We start from the raw sequence: 18,106 nt of genomic DNA on the forward strand, positions 1-18,106 counted from the left end.
CTTAATGAACCTCGACCACAGAGCCGTGCAGCTTCTGCAAGGCATCGTTGACCGCGTCCGGCATTAATTGGCGCAGGCAGTTGTAATGGCCAAACCGGCAAGTACGGTCGAAGCACGGACTGCATTCAAGGCCCAGACGGACGATTTCGACATGCTCGGCCAGCGGCGGGGTAAAGCCTGGCGAAGTCGAACCGTAGACCGCCACCAATGGCCGGTTCAGCGCGGCGGCGACGTGCATCAGGCCGGAGTCGTTGGACACCACCGAATCGGCGCAGGACATCAAATCGATAGCCTCGGCCAAGGACGTGTCGCCACTGAGGTTCACCGACTCTTCACGCAAACCGGGAATCAGCCGCGCGCGAATGTCTTCGCCCACCGCATGATCGTTCTTCGAACCGAACAGCCACACCTGCCAGCCCTCACGAATACGCGCTTCGGCGACCTTGGCGTAATGCTCCGACGGCCAGCGTTTGGACTCGCCGAACTCGGCACCGGGGCACAAGGCCAACACCGGGCGATCGAGGGTCAGGCCAAATTTGGCCAGTGCCGCTTCGCGGCTCACCGGATCGATTTGCAGGCTCGGACGCGGATAAGGTTTTGGCAGCTCGGCGTTCGCGTCATAGGCCAGAGCCATGAAGCGCTCGATCATCAGCGGATAACGCTCTTTGTCGAGAGTGCGCACGTCGTTGAGCAGGCCGTAGCGGAACTCGCCGCGCCAACCGGTGCGTGTCTTGATGCCGGCAAAAAACGGCACCAGCGCCGACTTCAGCGAGTTGGGCAACAGGATCGCCTGATCGTACTGACCGGCCAGGGATTTGCCGATGCGCCGACGCGTCGCCAACTCCAGCGCGCCGTGGCCGAGCGGAAAGCTCAAGGCCTTGCGCACTTGCGGCATGCGCTCAAGGATCGGCCGGCTCCACTCTGGGGCCAGTACGTCGATTTCGCATTGCGGGTGGCGTTGCTTGAGACACTGAAACAGGGTCTGCGCCATCACCATGTCACCGACCCAACTGGGCCCAACGATCAGAATATTCATGTGGTTTCCAAAAACGAACCGGGGAGGCATTACGCCTCCCCGCCTCGATAATCACGGTGGGAACACAGGCTGCTTGCGATGGGTCATTACCTTCAACATGACTGTCGAGTGTCACTCCACGATCGCGAGCAGGCTCGCTCCTACAGGGTTTTGCATCTGTTCACATATCTGCGACTCACCGCAGATCACTGTGGGAGCGGGCTCGCTCCCACTTCTGAATCTCATTACCTTCATTGGCGCACTTCAGCTTAGCCCCAACTCGCGCCAGATCCGCACTACCTGCCGACGCTCATCGGCAAACTGGTCACCCGGGATCACCCCGGCATCCTTCTGCAACGCCTGCCGGTGGGCGGCGGAGCGGTAGGCTTTATACGCCTCACGCAACAGGCTGGCCTCTTCGGCAGGCATCAGCCCTTCGTGCTCCAGCTCTTCCAGAATGCGGATGTTATCGGTCCAGCGCAGCAATGGCGGATGGCTTTGCGACCACGCCAGGGCCGCGTATTGCACCATAAATTCAATATCGACGATACCTCCGGCGTCCTGCTTGAGGTCGAACGGCGCCGTGGCCTCGAAGGCATTTGCCGCTGTACCGGCCGCAGTGCTCTTGCTGCCGAGGTTGTCGCGCATCTTCGCACGCATTTCGCTGACTTCCTGTTGCAGCTTCGCCAGATCCCGCGCTTTGCCCAACACTTGAGCGCGGACTTTCTCGAAGGCCTGACCGACATCCTGGCTGCCGACCAACACCCGAGCGCGCACCAAAGCCTGATGCTCCCACGTCCATGCTTCATTTTCCTGATAGCGGGCAAACGCGCCGAGCGAACTGACCAACAGCCCGGACGCACCGGACGGACGCAGACGCATATCCACTTCATAGAGCTGGCCGGAGTTGGTCTGCGCCGTCAGCAAGTGAATGATCCGCTGGCCGAGCCGGGTGAAGAACTGCGCCCCATCGATCGGTTTCGGGCCATCGGTTTCCGCCTGCGGATCGCCGTCATGGATGAACACCAGATCCAGATCGGAACCATGCCCCAACTCCAGACCGCCGACTTTGCCATAACCGACAATGATGAAGCCGGGATCACACAAGGTGCCGTCGGTGCGCAGCGGCGTGCCGTATTTGGCGATCGTTTGACGCCAGGCCAGGGCCAGCACTTGTTCGAGAATGGCCTCGGCCAACCAGGTCAGGTAATCGCTGACTTTCATCAGCGGCAAACTGCCGGCGATTTCCGAAGCCGCGACGCGCAAGCGGTGCGCCAGTTTGAAGTGGCGCAGGGCTTCCATTTGTTGCTCTAGGTCGTCTTCGGGAATGCGCGTCAGACGCTCGCGCAACTCAGCGGCCAATTCCGGTGCCAGCGGCGGCTTGAACAGTCGACCTTCGTTGAGCAACTCGTCGAGCAGCAGCGGGAAGCGGGTGATCTGCTCGGCAATCCACGGGCTCGCCGCACACAGCGTCAGCAAACGGCGCAGCGCACCGGGGTTTTCGGTCAGCAACACTAAATAAGCCGAGCGCCGGGCAACGGCCTCCACCAGTGGCAGCACACGTTCAAGTACCAGATCCGGGTTGTCATGCTCGACCGCTTGGGCGAGCAAACGCGGGATAAACGCATCGAGACGCTCACGCCCCAATCGCTGCATCGCACGCAATTGCGGACTGCCGCGCAGACTCGCCAGTGCCTTCAGCGCTTTGCTCGCATCGCCAAACCCACCCTCTTGCAACTGACGGCACGCCGCCTCTTCGTCCTGCGCCTCTTCCCACAGCGGCAGCCATTCACCGCCCACCACCACTTCGCTTTCGGCGCCCTCTTCCTCATCGGGATCGGCGATCACCTGCGCAAAGTGCCAGGCCACGCGGCCGCGCCAGAACATCAGTTTTTCGTGGAAAGACGCCCAGTCAGCAAACCCGAGCATGAAAGCAATTCGCGCCTGATCCTGAGCGCCGTCCGGCAGCATCTGGGTCTGGCGGTCGGCAATCGCCTGAATCGCGTGTTCGGTGTAACGCAAGAATTCGTAACCTTCGCGCAACTCGCTGATCACCGCTGGCGGCAAGTACCCCTGCCCTTCCAGCGTGCTCAGCACCTTTAATAGAGGACGCTGTTGCAGACTCAGATCGCGGCCACCGTGAATCAGTTGAAAGGCCTGGGCGATGAACTCGACCTCGCGGATGCCACCCGAGCCCAGTTTGATGTTGTCGGCCATGCCTTTGCGCCGCACTTCCTGCTGAATCAACTGCTTCATGGTGCGCAGTGCTTCGATCGCCGAGAAGTCCAGATAACGCCGGTAAACGAACGGCCGCAGCATGTCGAGCAACTGCTCACCGGCCACTTGATCACCGGCCACCACCCGCGCCTTGATCATCGCGTAGCGTTCCCAGTCGCGGCCCTGATCCTGGTAATACTGCTCCAGTGCATTGAAGCTCAGCACCAGCGCGCCGGACGAACCGTAAGGGCGCAGGCGCATGTCGACACGGAACACGAAGCCATCGACGGTCATCGGATCGAGGGCCTTGATCAGACGCTGACCGAGGCGGATGAAAAATTCCTGGTTATCCAGCGCGCGCTTCACGCCGACGGTTTCGCCGCCCTCGGGGTAGGCGAAGATCAGGTCGATGTCCGAGGACAGGTTAAGCTCGACCGCGCCGAGCTTGCCCATGCCGAGGATGACCATTTGCTGCGGCTCGCCGCTGCGACGCCCGGTCGGCGTGCCAAATTGCTGGCAATGGCGGCTGTACAGCCATTGATAAGCTTGGTCGATGCTGGCGTCGGCCATGTCCGAGAGGTCGCGACAGGTCTGCACCAGGCTGGCCTGCCGGGTCAGGTCACGCCAGATGATCCGCACCTGATGGCGCGCACGCTGACGGCGCAATACGCGCCCGAGTTCATCTTCGGTCTGCGCAGCATTTACGGCAGTGGCAATCTGCGCACACAGTTCACCGGGGGCATAGGAGCGCTCGAGTTCGCCGGATTGCACCAGCGACAGCAACATCAAAGGGTCACGAACGCTCTGTTCAATGACGAACTCGCTGGCCGCGGTGACGCGGGCGAATTGCGCCCAGCGCTCCGGCGTCCAGGTCGAGAAGCCGTGATCGTCTTCCAGCGAAGCGACGGCCGTACGGAACGACTGCTCGGATCGGCTGACCAACGGCAGGAGAATGGCGGGCAGTTCGGCAAGCACGGGCAGGGTCATGGTCTATCCTTGATCGGCGTGGAAATGGCCGCTTGTAGTGAATGATGAAAACCCGCTACGCGAAGGACTGTCGAACAAAAGTTAGAAATAGCTGATATTTCTTTTTCTTTGGCAGCCAACATCAAACTTTCACCTTTTCTGGATGGTAATCGACCAACCTTAACGATTATTCTCACAACGCAGTCAGAGGCCACAAGCCTTTCATCTGTAGTTTTACTACTCGTCTATACATCCGAAAGGCTGAAATGCCGGAAGATTTGTAGTAAAACTACACGCCGCCGGAACAACCTGTCGGCAATCCAAGAATTTTAAATCGTCTGCCCACAAGGCCAGTCGCAAACTCAGGCAACCGATTCTGGAAGCCTTTCCGCCCTGGAGCAAGCCATGCAAGACCTCGATCCCGTCGAAACCCAGGAATGGCTGGACGCCCTGGAATCGGTTCTCGACAAAGAAGGCGAAGACCGTGCTCACTATCTGATGACCCGTATGGGTGAACTCGCGACCCGCAGCGGCTCGCAGCTCCCTTACGCCATCACCACGCCTTACCGCAACACCATCCCGGTAACCCACGAAGCACGCATGCCTGGCGACCTGTTCATGGAACGCCGCATTCGCTCGTTGGTACGCTGGAACGCGATGGCCATGGTAATGCGTACGAACCTGAAAGATTCTGACCTGGGTGGTCACATCTCCAGCTTCGCTTCCAGCGCGACCCTGTATGACATCGGCTTCAACTATTTCTTCCAGGCCCCGACCGACGAACACGGCGGCGACCTGATCTACTTCCAGGGCCACACCTCGCCAGGCGTATATGCCCGTGCGTTCATGGAAGGCCGCATCACCGAAGACCAGATGAACAACTTCCGCCAGGAAGTCGACGGTCAGGGCCTGTCGTCCTACCCGCACCCTTGGCTGATGCCTGACTTCTGGCAGTTCCCGACCGTATCGATGGGTCTGGGCCCGATCCAGGCGATTTACCAGGCACGCTTCATGAAGTACCTGGAACATCGCGGTTTCATCCAGCCGGGCAAACAGAAAGTCTGGTGCTTCCTGGGCGACGGCGAGTGCGACGAGCCCGAATCCCTGGGCGCGATCTCCCTGGCCGGCCGCGAGAAACTGGACAACCTGATCTTCGTCATCAACTGCAACCTGCAGCGCCTGGACGGCCCGGTTCGCGGCAACGGCAAGATCATCCAGGAACTCGAAGGCGTGTTCCGCGGTGCTCAGTGGAACGTGACCAAAGTCATCTGGGGCCGTTTCTGGGACCCACTGCTGGCCAAAGACGTCGACGGCATCCTGCAACGTCGCATGGACGAAGTCATTGACGGCGAGTACCAGAACTACAAAGCCAAAGACGGCGCGTTCGTCCGTGAACACTTCTTCAACACGCCAGAACTCAAGGCGATGGTTGCAGACCTGTCCGACGACGAGATCTGGAAACTCAACCGTGGCGGCCACGACCCGTACAAGGTCTACGCGGCGTACCACGAAGCGGTCAACCACAAAGAACAACCGACCGTCATCCTGGCCAAGACCATCAAGGGTTATGGCACCGGTGCCGGCGAAGCGAAAAACACCGCGCACAACACCAAGAAAGTCGATGTTGAAAGCCTGAAGCTGTTCCGCGACCGCTTCGACATTCCGGTCAAGGACGAAGAGCTGGAGAACCTGCCGTTCTTCAAGCCAGAGCCAAACAGCGCCGAAGCCCGTTACCTGAGCGAGCGTCGCACTGCACTGGGCGGTTTCGTGCCTCAGCGCCGCGCAAAGAGCTTCAGCGTACCGACGCCGGACCTGGACACCCTCAAGGCCATCCTCGACGGTTCCGGCGACCGCGAAATTTCCACCACCATGGCGTTCGTGCGGATCCTCGCGCAACTGGTCAAGGACAAGGAAATCGGCCCGCGCATCGTACCGATCATCCCGGACGAAGCCCGTACCTTCGGTATGGAAGGCATGTTCCGTCAACTGGGCATCTACTCGTCCGTTGGCCAGCTCTACGAGCCAGTCGATAAAGACCAGGTGATGTTCTACAAGGAAGACCAGAAAGGTCAGATCCTTGAGGAAGGCATCAACGAAGCGGGCGCCATGAGTTCCTTCATCGCCGCCGGTACTTCGTACTCCAGCCACAACCAGCCGATGCTGCCGTTCTACATCTTCTACTCGATGTTCGGCTTCCAGCGTATTGGCGATCTGGCCTGGGCCGCTGGCGACAGCCGTACCCGTGGCTTCCTGATCGGCGGCACCGCCGGCCGTACCACCCTGAACGGTGAAGGTCTGCAGCACGAAGACGGTCACAGCCACCTGCTGGCTGCCACCATCCCGAACTGCCGCACCTACGATCCGACCTACGGCTACGAGCTGGCGGTGATCATTCAGGACGGCATGAAGAAGATGACCGAAGAGCAACAGGACATCTTCTACTACATCACCGTGATGAACGAGTCGTACCAGCAGCCAGCCATGCCGGCCGGTGCCGAAGAAGGCATCAAGAAAGGCATGTACCTGCTTGAAGAAGACACCCGCGAAGCAGCCCACCACGTACAGCTGATGGGCTCCGGCACCATCCTGCGTGAAGTGCGTGAAGCGGCGAAGATCCTGCGTGAAGAGTTCAACATCGGCGCTGACGTATGGAGCGTCACCAGCTTCAACGAACTGCGTCGCGACGGCCTGGCCGTAGAGCGCAGCAACCGTCTGAAACCTGGCCAGAAGCCTAAGCAGAGCTACGTCGAAGAATGCCTGAGCGGCCGTAAAGGTCCGGTCATTGCATCCACCGACTACATGAAGCTGTTCGCCGAGCAGATCCGTCAGTGGGTACCGTCCAAGGAATTCAAAGTCCTGGGCACCGACGGTTTCGGCCGCAGCGACAGCCGCAAGAAACTGCGTCATTTCTTCGAAGTCGACCGTCATTTCGTGGTGCTGGCAGCCCTGGAAGCACTGGCTGACCGTGGCGATATCGAACCTAAGGTCGTGGCTGAAGCCATCACCAAGTTCGGCATCGACCCGGAAAAACGCAACCCACTGGACTGCTGAGGAGAAACCCTGTGAGCGAACTCATTCGCGTACCTGACATCGGCAGCGGTGAAGGTGAAGTAATTGAACTGTTTGTGAAGGTCGGCGACCGCATCGAAGCCGACCAGAGCATCCTGACTCTGGAATCGGACAAGGCCAGCATGGAAGTGCCGGCCCCGAAGGCCGGCGTCATCAAAAGCCTGAAAGTGAAGCTGGGCGACCGCCTGAAAGAAGGCGACGAACTGCTTGAGCTGGAAGTCGAGGGCGCTGCGCAAGCGGCCCCTGCGCCTGCCGCCGCGCCTGCCGCCAAAGCCGAAGAAAAACCGGCCGCCGCACCTGCTGCTGCCGCACCAGCCGCGGCCCCGGCTGCCGCTTCGGTTCAGCAAGTGCACGTGCCGGACATCGGCTCGTCGGGCAAGGCCCAGATCATTGAGATTCAGGTCAAGGTCGGCGACACCGTCGAGGCTGATCAATCGCTGATCACTCTGGAGTCCGACAAGGCGAGCATGGAAATCCCGTCGCCTGCTGCGGGCGTGGTCAAGGCCATCAGCGTCAAGCTCAACGACGAAGTCGGCACGGGCGACCTGATTCTGGACCTGGAAGTGGCAGGTGCTGCGGCGCCGGCTGCAGCCGCTCCGGCTCAGGCTGCTGCGCCAGCCGCTGCTGCACCTGCTCCTGCGGCAGCCCCGGCAGCCCCAGTGGCCGACAGCGTTCAGGACATCCATGTCCCGGACATCGGTTCGGCCGGCAAGGCCAAGATCATCGAAGTGTTGGTCAAGGCTGGTGACACCGTCGAGGCTGACCAATCGCTGATCACCCTGGAATCCGACAAGGCGAGCATGGAAATTCCATCGCCTGCCGCTGGCGTGGTGGAAAGCGTTTCCATCAAGCTGGACGACGAAGTCGGCACCGGCGACCTGATCCTCAAGCTGAAAGTCAAAGGCGCGGCCCCTGCGGCTGCCCCGGCTCCAGCCGCTGCTGCGCCAAGTGCTCCAGCGCCTGCCGCTGCTGCTCCGGCAGTCGCTGCACCTGCTGCCGCCGCGCCGGTTGCGGCGCCGGCCAAACCGGGCGCCAAAGTGCACGCCGGCCCTGCCGTGCGTCAACTGGCCCGTGAGTTCGGTGTTGAACTTAATGCGGTCGGCGCCAGCGGCCCACACGGTCGCATCCTCAAGGAAGACGTTCAGGTTTACGTCAAAGCGATGATGCAGAAGGCCAAGGAAGCACCGGCCGCTGCTGCTGGCGCAACCGGTGGCGCGGGCATCCCGCCGATTCCGGTCGTCGACTTCAGCCGTTTCGGCGAAATCGAAGAAGTGCCGATGACTCGCCTGATGCAGATCGGCGCGTCGAGCCTGCACCGCAGCTGGCTGAACATCCCGCACGTGACCCAGTTCGATTCGGCTGATATCACCGAGCTGGAAGCGTTCCGCGTTGCCCAGAAAGCCGTTGCAGAGAAGGCTGGCGTCAAGCTGACCATCCTGCCGCTGCTGCTCAAGTCGTGCGCGCACATGCTCAAGGAACTGCCGGACTTCAACAGTTCGCTGGCGCCAAGCGGCAAAGCGATCATCCGCAAGAAATACGTGAACATCGGCTTCGCCGTCGACACCCCGGATGGCCTGCTGGTACCGGTCATCAAGAACGTCGACCAGAAGAGCCTGTTGCAACTGGCAGCCGAAGCCGCTGCGCTGGCCGCCAAAGCCCGCGACAAGAAGCTCACCGCTGACGACATGCAAGGCGCCTGCTTCACCATTTCCAGCCTCGGCCACATTGGCGGCACCGGCTTCACGCCGATCGTCAACGCGCCGGAAGTGGCGATTCTCGGTGTTTCCAAGGCAACCATCCAGCCAGTCTGGGACGGCAAAGCCTTCCAGCCGAAACTGATGCTGCCACTGTCGCTGTCCTACGATCACCGAGTGATCAACGGCGCCGCCGCTGCACGCTTCACCCAGCGTCTGGGCAGCCTGCTGGCGGACATCCGCACCATCCTGCTGTAATCCCAAGCGGCCCTCCGGCAATGGAGGGCCGCTTGCGTTTCACGTTTTCGAGCGCCACACGCTCGTACCTCAACCCCGTCAGTTTGACGGGGCTTTTTTTTGTCTCGCGAAAACCAAGCTGCGGTTTTTTCCCACAGGTTGTACTGACATCAGCTACGACCACCGTCCACTTCGCGACGATATTTTTATTCCCTACATAACTAGTCTTGACACAGCAAAGTTAACTAAAAATTCTTGCCTTAGTTATTCCCAATCAAACGTTAATTCGAATGGATTCGAACATGTTCAAACCGACTATTGGCCCACTCATAGGTCACATCACAACTAACCATGCGCGAATTCTTATTCGCGGCGATTATCAAAGCAATGCAGCAGTATTTGCTGCAATCCGTTACCGCAGTTCCGGATCACAACACTGGTCAAAAGGTACGTTCGCCAAGTTAAGCGCGCTACGCGACATGACGGAAGTACTGACACTCAACAACTTGAGCACTGATACCGAGTATGAGTACCAGGCAGTATGGTTCAGCCCGATGAATCCCGTGCATACCGTTCACAGTGTGGCGGAGTTGCCGCTGCAGTGGCCGAGGGAGATTTACCGGTTTCGCACCCGCTCCAGCAAAGCCTTGCAACCTCGTGCATACATCGTCGGCTCATGCCGCTACCTGCGCATGACGGCAGGTATCGCGTCGCTGCCCCATTTAGGCGACCGGATCTTTGCATCTATCAACCAGTTGATCGAAGGCGCACAGCCGCCGATCAGTGCAACACTCATGACCGGAGATCAAATCTATGTCGATGACCTGAACCTGATTGCACCGGATCGGGAATATAAAGATATTCTTGCAAAGTACCGCGCAGCGTTTTCACAACCCAACATACAACGACTGATGTCAACGACGTCGACCTACATGATTCTTGATGATCATGAAATCGAAGACAACTGGCCGGCAAACGCCGGTAAATCCGATCATGAGTTGTATCGCAATGCCATGGCCGCGTATGAGTTGTATCAAGTCAGTCACAGCCCGGCACACGCACTGACAACGAGTGGTCAAGTTGATCGTTCAACGCTTAAGCACTATTGGTACCAATTCAGTGACGGCGATATCGAGTGGTTTGTGACCGACAGTCGCACTCGCCGCAACTTGTCAGCCAGTGACCGACGCATTCTCGATGAGGCGCAAGAGCAAGCATTGCTTAAATGGCTGATCAACAGCCCGGCACGGGTCAAGTTCGTGGTCACCAGTGTCATGTTTTACCCGGATCGCAAGTTTCACGGCGATGACGCCTGGAAAGCCTTTCCGGAACAGCGTCTGCGCCTGCTCGAAACCATCCGCACCCGACAGATCAAAAATGTCGTGTTCGTTTCTGGCGACGTACACGGCTCGCTGACGTCGCGCCTGACACACAGCCAGGATCCGGACTTTGAAGTCCACACCATCGTTTCCTCGCCGCTGTGCAACAGCAAACTCTTGCCGTACGCCAAGGCGTCCACCTTCATCCTTGATCAGCCGTTGGTGCGCACGGCGGCGGGCGACTATGTGCATGAATTGACCAGCGAGGTGGTCGGCGAGGACAACTTCGCCCACCTGGTGGTCGAGACTGATCAAATCTTGGTCAATTACCACGATCAGAACGGGAAAAAGCTGCAAACCATCAGCCTGAAATTGCGCTGAAACGCAAAAAATCGCAGTCTTCGGCGGCGCCTGCATAGGTTGCAACCCCCCGCAGGCACTGCCGCAAGCTGCGATCTTTGGCTCTTTTATCGCCCCCACTGCAGAAATGCTCCGAGCAGCCGACACATTCTTATAGCACTTGGCCTTCATCACTCTTGTCAGTCAGTGCCGCAATGATGCAACCTTGCCGCAGGCAACAGTAAAGAGGGCGAGAGCCCGGCGCGTTCAGCATATTTCCAAGCGAGTTTCCTTCATGAAGAGCCAACCCGATGCCGCCAGCCGTACGGCGGCCGAGGTAGTGACGCAGTTGCCTGTGCCCTCGCGGCTCGGCATGCTGCGTTTCGAGCGCTTGAATGAAGCCAGCTGGGCGATGCTGTTTCTTGATCCCAACTGCGAACGCCAGTTCGGTCAACCGGCCGTCGAGCTCTGCGCGCTGGTCGGCTCGCCTTACGCCAGCCTGATGGAACCCGAAGCGCGTTATCAACTGCACGACGCGATCCAGCAGCAGCTCAGCGTGGGCCCGTACTATCTGGTGCGCTATACGTTGCACACCATGGCAGGCATGTTGAGTATCCTCGAACTCGGCGAGGCGTATAAACAGCACAACCGCCATCTGCTGCGCGGCTATCTGCTGGCGGTTGACAAGGTCTTTGACGATGCGCAAGCACTGCCCTCCGTTGACCTCGAAACCCAGAATTCCCGACTGCAAATCGCCCTTGAACTGAACCAGCGCGCCCAGCAGGAACAACTGCAACACCTCGAACGCGTGCGTGCCCAGCAAGATTTGATTCTGCTGCTCGCCCGTCAGCGCTACAGCACGCACAACTCGCTGCAAGAAGCCGCCGAACTGATCACTCGCAGTGCCTGCGACATCTACGAAATCGACTGCGCCAGCCTGTGGAACCTCGACGGCCAGCAACTGGTGCCGATCTCGGCTTACCACCGCGCAACGCAGGAGTACATCCTGCCCGACGTGATCGACGTGAGCAGCTTCCCCGACTATATGGAGGCGCTGCACAGTAGCCGCGCCATTGACGCCCACAACGCGATGCGTGACCCGCGTACCCGCGAAATGGCCGAGGCCCTGCGCCCGCGTGACGTCAATGCCATGCTCGACGCCAGCATCCGCGTCGACGGCCACGTAGTCGGCGTGTTGTGCCTGGAACAGACCGGCGTCACCCGCGCCTGGCAGTCCGATGAAATCGCCTTTGCCGGCGAACTGGCCGACCAGTTCGCACAAGTGATCAACAACCACAATCGCCGCACCGCCACCAGCGCCCTGCATCTGTTCCAGCGTGCGGTCGAGCAAAGTGCCAACGCGTTTTTGCTGGTCAACTGCGACGGCGTGGTCGAGTACGTCAACCCCAGCTTCACCGCCATCACCCAGTACACCACCGAGGAAGTCCACGGCCAGCGCCTGTCGGAACTGCCGGCCCTGGAAAACCTCAGCGAACTGCTGTTCGACGCGCCCTCGGCGCTGGCCAAGAGCAACAGTTGGCAGGGCGAATTCAAGAGCCGCCGCAAAAACCTCGAACCGTACTGGGGCCAGTTGTCGATCTCCAAGGTGTACGGCGACAACCGTGAGCTGACGCATTACATCGGCATCTACGAAGACATCACCCAGACCAAACTGGCGCAACAACGCATCGAGCGTTTGGCGTACACCGACAACCTGACCAACCTCGGCAACCGGCCTGCATTTATCCGTAATCTGGACGAACGCTTCGCCCGGGATAGCGATACCCCGATCAGCCTGCTGCTGGTGGACATCGACAATTTCAAACGGATCAACGACAGCCTCGGCCATCAGACCGGCGACAAACTGTTGATCAGCCTCGCCCGCCGTCTGCGCAACAGCCTGAGCCCGAGCGGCAGCCTCGCCCGTTTCGCCAGTAACGAATTCGCTGTGTTGCTCGACAACACCGACCTTGAGGCCGGCCAACAGATCGCCAGCCAGTTGCTGATGACCCTCGACAAACCGATGTTCGTCGACAACCAACTGATCAGCGTCACCGGCTCCGTAGGCCTGGCCTGCGCGCCGCTGCACGGCCGTGATCCACAAACCCTGATGCGTAACGCCGGTTTGGCCCTGCACAAGGCCAAGGCCAACGGCAAACATCAGGTGCAAGTCTTTACCGAAGCGCTGAATGCCGAGGCCAGTTACAAACTGTTCGTTGAGAACAACCTGCGCCGCGCCCTGACCCAGAATGAACTGGACGTGTTCTACCAGCCAAAACTATGCCTGCGCAGCGGTCGCCTGCTGGGCATGGAAGCACTGTTGCGCTGGAATCATCCGGAACGCGGGATGATTCGCCCGGACCAGTTCATCAGCGTCGCCGAAGAAACCGGTCTGATCATTCCGATCGGTAAGTGGATCGCCCGTCAGGCCTGCCGCATGAGCAAAGCCCTGACCGCCGCCGGGATGGACAATCTGCAAGTGGCGATCAACCTGTCGCCCAAGCAATTCTCCGATCCGGACCTGGTCTCCTCCATCGCCAACATCCTCAAGGAAGAAGCGTTGCCGGCCAATCTGCTCGAACTGGAACTGACCGAAGGCCTGCTGCTCGAAGCCACCGAAGACACGCACCTGCAGCTCGATCAGCTCAAGCGCCTGGGCCTGACCCTGGCCATGGACGACTTCGGCACCGGTTATTCATCGCTCAGCTACCTGAAAAAATTCCCGATCGACGTCATCAAGATCGATCGCAGTTTCATCCACGAAATCCCCGACAACCAGGACGACATGGAAATCACCTCCGCGGTGATCGCCATGGCCCACAACCTGAAACTCAAAGTCGTGGCCGAAGGTATCGAGACTGCCGAGCAACTGGCGTTCCTGCGTCGTCATCGCTGCGATGTCGGCCAAGGCTACCTGTTCGATCGGCCAATCCCGGGCGCCGAGCTGATCCAGGCCCTCAAACGCTACCCACGCGGCCCGCTCTGCCTCTGAGCACCACAGATCTCCCCTGTCGATGAATTTCCCCTGTGGAATCGTCGCACCGTCGCTCCCACATTTGAATAGTGCGAAATCGGGCATCATTGGGCACACTGGCGGTCTGATTTTTTACATCCCATCCTGACTGAGAGGAACGATCATGGTTCTGCGCTCGGAAATTCTGGTGAACAAAAACGTGCTCCCCACTAAAGATCAAGCTCTGCCCGGCCGCGAAACTGCGATGACCCTGCCGGAAAAACACTTCGTCTTCGAAGAAACCCCGCTGCTTGGCCCGTTTTTCCAGGACGTCGATTTTGCGATTTTCGGTCTGGGCTGTTTTTGGGGCGCCGAACGCCGCTTCTGGCAGCGTGAAGGCGTGGTCAGCACCGTGGTCGGTTACGCCGGCGGTTTCACACCGAACCCGACTTACGAAGAAGTCTGCTCAGGCCTGACCGGCCATGCTGAAGTGGTGCTGGTGGTGTATGACAAAGCGCAAGTCAGCTACGAAGCACTGCTCGCGATGTTCTGGGAACTGCATAACCCGACACAAGGCATGCGCCAGGGTAACGATATCGGCACCCAGTACCGCTCGGTGATCTACGCGACCACACCTGAACAACTGGACGCGGCGCTGAAGAGCAAAGCGACCTACCAGGCCGAGTTGTCGAAGGCGGGCCTGGGTGAGATCAGCACCGAGATCGAGCAGGCACCAACCGTGTACTTCGCCGAGGCGTATCACCAGCAGTATCTGGCGAAGAACCCTGAGGGTTATTGCGGGATTGGCGGCACCGGCGTGTGCATGCCACCGAGCCTGGCGGGTAACTGACCCTTTAAAGCAAAAGATCGCAGCCTTCGGCAGCCCCTACAGGAGATCAAAGGTCGTACGCACATTGCGTGGACGACGCCGAACTGGGTAGGAGTTGCCGAAGGCTGCGATCTTTTAATCTTGCCGTTGATCAACTCTCGGCAATCAACCAGTCCATCTGCCACCCGCCCCGGGTCTGCCCCAGCTTCTTCGACAACCACGGCAGCAGCTCACGTAATTCTTCCTCCAGCCCCCACGGCGGATTGGCGATCGCCATGCCCGAACCGTTCAGGCTGTTCGGCGTGTCCAGCGGATGCACCAGCAGTTCTACGCGCAACAACTTCGGCGCACCGGTGCCAGCCAAGTCCTGATAGAAACGGCGCAATGCACGCTGATCCTTCACCGGATACCAGATCGCCGCCACGGTTTGGCGCATCCGGCCAATCGCCTCTTTCAACGACGCTGCGCAACGCTGCATCTCGTCGAGCTGTTCGAACGGCGGGTCAATCAACATCACCGCGCGCTTTTCCTGCACCGGCAACATCGCCCGCGCCACATGCCAGCCCTCGCCCAGATGCACTTTTACCCGGCGATCACCGGCCATGTTGTCCTTGAGCAGCACGCCGTCTTCCGGGTGTTTCTCGTTGAGCATCACCCGGTCCTGCGGCCGGGTCAGGCGCCGCGCCAGCTCCGGCGAACCCGGGTAGTAGCGCAGTTGGCCATCCGGGTTCATCTCGTGCAGCACCTTCATATAGTCGGCGGTCAGCGCCGGCAGATCCGGCTGATCCCATAAGCGCGCGATGCCTTCCAGGTACTCACCGGTACGGTTGGCCTGATCGCCCTGCAAGTCATACAGACCGATGCCGGCGTGCGTGTCGAGATAGGCAAACGGCTGCTCCTTGCGCGACATCAAGGCGATGAGACGGGTCAAGGTCAGGTGTTTGAACACATCGGCGTGATTGCCGGCATGGAAGGCGTGACGATAATTCATGGCTGCTCCTGCGAAGGGCGCAAAGTTTACCTTTTACCGGGCGGCAAGTCAGGGGTTGGCAGCCGAGAGGGCCTCAACGTCAAAAGATCGCAGCCTTCGACACTACAGATGATCCCGAGCAGTCTGTATCAAGGCTGCGATTTTTCGTGGAGAGTACGACCGACTCAGACAAACGGTCATTATTCCGTCAACTACCTGTCAGGTCTGACAGTAGCGCCGCCAGCAATGCTGACTGATAGTTCCCAAGGCACGAATGAATCGATTGCCGAGTATTTTTTATTGATGGAAGGAGGCTGGAAATGGCAAAGGATATTGTAGTTACACCGGGCAAGGGCACCGTCAGCGGAACCTATACCGTAGATCCGAACGGAGTTTATCCAACGTATTCTGTGTCTGTTCAGCCCGATGACAACAGCGGAGAGCTTAGCGTAACAACTCCAGCCAACCCGAATCTGAAAAAGGGCGATAAGGTCAGCTTTACCGTATCTGACGGCCCGGCGGGAAGACTCCTGGGGAATGTGGAAAAGATCTAACAGCAAAAATAACCATGCCAACAAACATGCTTGCAAATGCGATCTTTTGATCTCGCGGTATCAGGAAGGCGTGGCGCCCAAGCGTCGACCGATGACGCCGAGCAAATCACAGCCGTCGCGCAAGGGAATGGCGCAGAGTTTGGCGAAGTCGCTAAGGATGAGGGAATCGCATTCGATCGAGCCGCGCATGCACAGGTTTTCCAGCACCTGGACGACCGTGCGTATGCGGTAGTTGGCGGCGACCGTCCACGCCACATCGCGACAAAAGCAACATAAAGAAACATCTTCCTACTGAATTCACGTCGTTCCAATCGCAGAGGGAATGCGAAGATCCGTCTCACTTAAAACCTGTAAAGAGGGAAATTTACATGGGTAGAAAGGTGATCGGAATCGGTGCTCCAACTTCAACAGGAGGCTCGGTACTGGAAGGAAACGTCGGAATTAACATTGATTACGCCGTGAGCACTTCGTCCATCGGCCACATAGCCAGTTGCCCTGTATGCCCTCCTGGCAAAGGCCCCATCGTCGCTGTCGGACCAAGAACAGTCACTCTACCTGCAGGGCCGGTTGCGCTAGAGGGCGATTATGTAGCGTGTGGTTGTCCACCGAAATCCAACACTGTTCTCTCTGGTCAATCATCCGTCTTTGGCGGCGGCGAACACAGCGCTGCGAGCTTCTCAGCCATCATCCCTTTGATACCCAAACCAAAGAGTATTCAACGCATTACGCTTTCATATGGGGAGAGCCAGATTCCGGTCGACTCGGTTTCTCGCTTCTACACCGACCTGAATATTCATGTAAAAACTTCGGGTTACTCACCCGGCGAGATCGTTAGTGTGACGATCACGGGTGCAGCAGAAAAAACTCTGTCCGGCACCGTGGGGGCGAAAGGTATAGCGATTATTCCAAACGCTTTTCAAGGTGAAGTCTTCGACATGGAAGGTGAGGTCTAATGGCTCAGCTCAATATCAGCTCAGGTGGCGTAAACACTAACATCGTCGTAAAGCGTCCAAAATTCAGCACTCTGTGGACTGCTTACGCAGAAGTTGGCCTGAAAAGCTCGATTGATGTTTATGCGCTTGTTGGGGGTAACGTTGAGGCAGCCCGAGCAGAAAAGCCTGACGCTTACGCGAACGCTTGCGCACTGAGGATAAGCAGGGGATTTAATTATGGTGGATACAAAATTCCGAAAGGAACGATCATTCCGAGCAAGTCCATTTATCGTCTGGCCGGCGCAGACCAACTCCCCTACATCATGAAAGTCGCAGATTTTTTGACGTTCCTGAAACACAACTGGGGCGCTCCGGATCGCGAGCTAAAAATGAGTGAGGCGGATTTCATCAATGGCAAGAAAGGCGTGATTATCATGGAGATCACCGGATGGCTCGATGCTACAGGTCATGCGACTTTGTGGAATGGCAGCACAACCGGAGACAACAGTGACTACCATCGTCCAGATAGCCACACTTACGACCGGGCAGGCGTAACGCTGGAAAAGATCAACTTTTGGGAGTTAAAGGGATGAAGTTCCAGCTAATCATCGCATTCAGCATTTTGGGTGCATCTGGCAATGCCCTGGCAAGCGAAGTAGACGTGAACAGTGCGAGGACATCACTGAAAAATTACGGTCTCGCCAACTGCATATCGAATCAGTTCAAAAATCAGTCCGACATCAAGTCGGATATCGGACTAGCTATTGGCGCCTACTCCGCAATGGGTAAAGGGCAACACGCAATATCGCAGAATGAAGATACGCTTGAAGTCATCCATGACCCTTATGCGGAAACCGAAAAATTCATGACTGACGCATATGCGAAGGCTTCTTCTACCAGCAAGCAATCGGGCAAAAATGTTGTGTTTTATTCTTGCCTCGAAATTTACAACTCACCTGCCTTCGAAGCATTTATCAAGTCGCAGGATGCGTATATCTCAGACTGATTACGC

At 58.4% G+C, this 18,106-nt stretch carries 12 protein-coding genes and 1 pseudogene; 9 read left to right on the top strand and 4 right to left on the bottom strand.

Going from position 1 to position 18,106, the window contains the following annotated elements:
• Position 1: 1 nt before the first annotated feature.
• Both waaF and glnE read right to left on the bottom strand, forming a co-directional pair.
• Positions 2-1,036, bottom strand: coding sequence for a lipopolysaccharide heptosyltransferase II (gene waaF, locus AACY50_RS06170; protein ID WP_339432269.1), 1,035 nt, complete (start codon positions 1,034-1,036; stop codon positions 2-4).
• A 243-nt stretch (positions 1,037-1,279) separates the two neighbouring features.
• The gene (gene glnE / locus AACY50_RS06175; protein ID WP_339538299.1) at positions 1,280-4,219 is read right to left on the bottom strand and encodes a bifunctional [glutamate--ammonia ligase]-adenylyl-L-tyrosine phosphorylase/[glutamate--ammonia-ligase] adenylyltransferase; all 2,940 of its coding nucleotides are present in this window, start codon (positions 4,217-4,219) and stop codon (positions 1,280-1,282) included.
• Positions 4,220-4,603: 384 nt separating this feature from the next.
• Between glnE and aceE the strand changes: the two genes are divergently transcribed.
• From aceE to msrA, 5 genes are all read left to right on the top strand, one after another.
• Positions 4,604-7,249: a pyruvate dehydrogenase (acetyl-transferring), homodimeric type gene (aceE, locus tag AACY50_RS06180; RefSeq protein ID WP_339432267.1), complete on the top strand. Its 2,646-nt coding sequence runs from the start codon at positions 4,604-4,606 to the stop codon at positions 7,247-7,249.
• Positions 7,250-7,260: 11 nt separating this feature from the next.
• On the top strand, positions 7,261-9,219 hold the full coding sequence (gene aceF, locus AACY50_RS06185; protein ID WP_339538300.1) for a dihydrolipoyllysine-residue acetyltransferase: 1,959 nt from the start codon (positions 7,261-7,263) through the stop codon (positions 9,217-9,219).
• A 281-nt stretch (positions 9,220-9,500) separates the two neighbouring features.
• Complete coding sequence (locus AACY50_RS06190; protein WP_339432265.1) at positions 9,501-10,898, top strand: alkaline phosphatase D family protein; 1,398 nt, start codon at positions 9,501-9,503, stop codon at positions 10,896-10,898.
• A 253-nt stretch (positions 10,899-11,151) separates the two neighbouring features.
• Positions 11,152-13,848: a putative bifunctional diguanylate cyclase/phosphodiesterase gene (locus AACY50_RS06195; protein ID WP_339538301.1), complete on the top strand. Its 2,697-nt coding sequence runs from the start codon at positions 11,152-11,154 to the stop codon at positions 13,846-13,848.
• A 145-nt stretch (positions 13,849-13,993) separates the two neighbouring features.
• Complete coding sequence (msrA, locus tag AACY50_RS06200; protein WP_339432263.1) at positions 13,994-14,659, top strand: peptide-methionine (S)-S-oxide reductase MsrA; 666 nt, start codon at positions 13,994-13,996, stop codon at positions 14,657-14,659.
• A 130-nt stretch (positions 14,660-14,789) separates the two neighbouring features.
• Here the strand turns inward: msrA and AACY50_RS06205 are convergent, their stop codons facing one another.
• Positions 14,790-15,629, bottom strand: a complete 840-nt coding sequence (locus tag AACY50_RS06205; protein ID WP_339432262.1) for a 23S rRNA (adenine(2030)-N(6))-methyltransferase RlmJ — start codon at positions 15,627-15,629, stop codon at positions 14,790-14,792.
• Positions 15,630-15,928: 299 nt separating this feature from the next.
• On the opposite strand from AACY50_RS06205, the gene AACY50_RS06210 reads away from it, so the two are divergent.
• Positions 15,929-16,162 (top strand): hypothetical protein, encoded by a 234-nt coding sequence (locus AACY50_RS06210; RefSeq protein WP_339432261.1) that lies wholly within the window; start codon positions 15,929-15,931, stop codon positions 16,160-16,162.
• 60 nt (positions 16,163-16,222) lie between these two features.
• On the opposite strand, the pseudogene AACY50_RS06215 reads toward AACY50_RS06210, so the two are convergent.
• Positions 16,223-16,402: pseudogene (locus AACY50_RS06215) on the bottom strand (hypothetical protein); the annotation flags it as partial.
• Positions 16,403-16,530: 128 nt separating this feature from the next.
• Here AACY50_RS06215 and AACY50_RS06220 point away from each other — a divergent pair.
• From AACY50_RS06220 to AACY50_RS06230, 3 genes are read left to right on the top strand one after another with little or no spacing between them, the layout of a single operon-like run.
• Positions 16,531-17,115, top strand: coding sequence for a PAAR domain-containing protein (locus AACY50_RS06220; RefSeq protein WP_339432260.1), 585 nt, complete (start codon positions 16,531-16,533; stop codon positions 17,113-17,115).
• Positions 17,115-17,687 carry a type VI secretion system amidase effector protein Tae4 gene (locus AACY50_RS06225; RefSeq protein ID WP_339432259.1) on the top strand — a complete coding sequence of 191 codons (573 nt, stop codon included), beginning with the start codon at positions 17,115-17,117 and terminating at the stop codon, positions 17,685-17,687. The genes AACY50_RS06220 and AACY50_RS06225 overlap by 1 nt, the downstream gene beginning before the upstream one ends.
• On the top strand, positions 17,684-18,100 hold the full coding sequence (locus tag AACY50_RS06230) for a hypothetical protein (RefSeq protein WP_267798225.1): 417 nt from the start codon (positions 17,684-17,686) through the stop codon (positions 18,098-18,100). Before AACY50_RS06225 ends, AACY50_RS06230 begins: the two co-directional genes overlap by 4 nt.
• Positions 18,101-18,106 lie beyond the last annotated feature (6 nt).

This window comes from Pseudomonas sp. RA_15y_Pfl2_54 (assembly GCF_963971015.1).
Taxonomy (GTDB): Bacteria; Pseudomonadota; Gammaproteobacteria; order Pseudomonadales; family Pseudomonadaceae; genus Aquipseudomonas; species Aquipseudomonas baetica_A.